At 38.3% G+C, this 2,233-nt stretch carries 2 protein-coding genes; both read left to right on the top strand.

Annotation, left to right across the window (positions count from 1 at the left end; all coding sequences use genetic code 11):
* The first annotated feature begins 584 nt into the window (after nucleotides 1-584).
* Nucleotides 585-1,766 carry a hypothetical protein gene (locus AC1DND_RS26195; protein ID WP_477585570.1) on the top strand — a complete coding sequence of 394 codons (1,182 nt, stop codon included), beginning with the start codon at nucleotides 585-587 and terminating at the stop codon, nucleotides 1,764-1,766.
* Nucleotides 1,767-1,899: 133 nt separating this feature from the next.
* Nucleotides 1,900-2,233 (top strand): hypothetical protein (locus tag AC1DND_RS26200; RefSeq protein ID WP_477585571.1); only part of this gene is annotated, 334 nt, incomplete at its 3' end.

The following is a 2,233-nucleotide window of genomic DNA, read 5'->3' on the forward strand; positions in this document are numbered from 1 at the left end:
GGCTGCAGGGGAAGTCATATAAAGTGAAATAGTAAAATGCAAAGCTATTTGTTTTTACCGTCCTCCACAACTTTTGGTATTGATCCATATATTCCGGAATTTATGAAAAGCATCCATTCTTTTATGCTTTCAACCCTCTCCGAGGCGCGGGATTATGCTTTTACTTCGGTTAAGTCAGTTTTTTTGATAAGCTTGAGCGAGAGCAGGGGCCATTAAGATGATTGTATGCAGACAAGAATATGCCGGTTTGGTGTCTAATGTGAATTAGTTCTTGCGAATGGAGAGCGAATACATATATATCGATTATCAGATTTAATAATGTATCAAAGCCATAGATCGATAATCTTCATGTTTTTTTACTAAAATATTTAACATAAAGTTCTTATTATAAGAATCTTGGGTGAAGTTGCTGCGTCTTTACCTGAAATGTCACAGTCCACATATCTATAAGCTTCAGTTTAACATTCGTTACACGCAGATTAACAGAGAATAAAAAATCATGGTAACATTAGCTTTATATTATGGAGAAAAACAATATCTTGAGAGAAATATTTTTGGAATGATCAGATAAAGGATTAATCGCGATGCTCTCAAATAATGTTAACCAACAATTCAGTCTGCTTCACGAAATAGGGAAGGAGGGAACTTATAACCTCCTTTTTCCACCGCCACAAGCGGGGCTGGCGATTTTGAACCTTTATCAAAAGATCAAGTCTGGTGCGTTTCCAAACGGCCGGTTCAAAGAACCGGACATCTATACGGCCTTAGAAGGCTCAAAGTTACTAATGAATGCGGACGAATATGAACGGTCGCCACAAATACATTTTAATACAATCGTTAGCGATCTTCAAGTTTACTTTCTAAGGTATGATACGGAAGAACAGATTTATAGCTTAAAAGATTATGCCGAATCATTTTGCCGACAGGTAGAAGAGACTCTTTTGGCAAACTTCAATCCTACTCAAATTGAAACCATCTGCAACGACCTCCGCAACAAGTTAGAGGCTTGCGCTGATCAATATGATATTCAAAGCTGGATTGATACTTTTTTTAGCGTATTTAAGCCTGTTATGAAAAGCCAGGTGGATAGGTTAGAGCGCCAAATCGATAACTCAGTACAGGAAATTAGGGCCACTACCCAACTGTCTGACTTATCGATTTTGGATATTTTAAAAGCCATCGATCAAAAACTCGATCGCCTGCGGACGCAAAATGAAGAACTAAGATCAGCGTTCAGGGAAATGAAGACCATAAATCTGGTACTCGAAGGGCAACTTCAATGGGTAAGTGAACAACAGATTGCGGACAACATCGCCGAGGTGAGAGGATTTTTTCCTGATGTGAAGTATACTTTAAACATCATCGATAAACGTTTGGACAGAATACAGCCTAAACTAAGGCAGTTTTTTGGAATGCTTAACAAACCATCTTTTAACATAAAAGTTGAAAAGTTCCTTAAAATTTTATTGAATAAATCTACCTTAAGCGCGCAGAAGGATGTTTTGTTACCCAAAGGTATACCCACACTTCTTTTTCATCAGCAAACTTCCAACTTCAGTATATTCGAACGGCGCGAGGATATATTTCCGACCAAACCAAAACCTAGGATTAAACCAGATGAAAACCTAGAGGAAAAAGAAAAAGGTCTAAGGGTTGCAAAGAACCAGCTAGTCATGTATAATAAGATTGATGCATGGATGGATGAGATTATCCAAGCGGCCTCTACCGAAGAGGTTTTGTTTTCATCCTATTTTTCAAAATCTTAGAAATAGAATCAGGGGCACTTGAACTGGCTATAAACGTAGCCTACACCCTGATCAGGCGTGCAGAACGTGATCTTAAGCTAGTATTAAACATATCGACTACAAAAATAAAACATCCACAACACCAGAGCACACTATGGGAAATGAAGATCAATTATCAGCAATAGGCCCCTTAACATTTTACCAGGATCCTGATGTAGAGGATATTTTTGGTAAACTGGATCTGCAATTAAAAGACGGCATGCATTTCCAGGAAAGGGAACACCAATACCAGCAATTTTATTTCATTAAAAAGAATTTCGCCAGTTTAGAGAAATACTACTTAAAATTCAACAAAGTGGTCCTTAGTTTTGGTGGGGAGGGTTCAGAGCGATATTATTTCCTAGATTTCAATGGCTCCGATAGGGGGACTATTGACGGCGATCACCGCTATTTTCTCCGCCCCGAATATGTCATTGTTGGCTTTATGC

The organism is Pedobacter sp. 01N416, assembly GCF_056399685.1.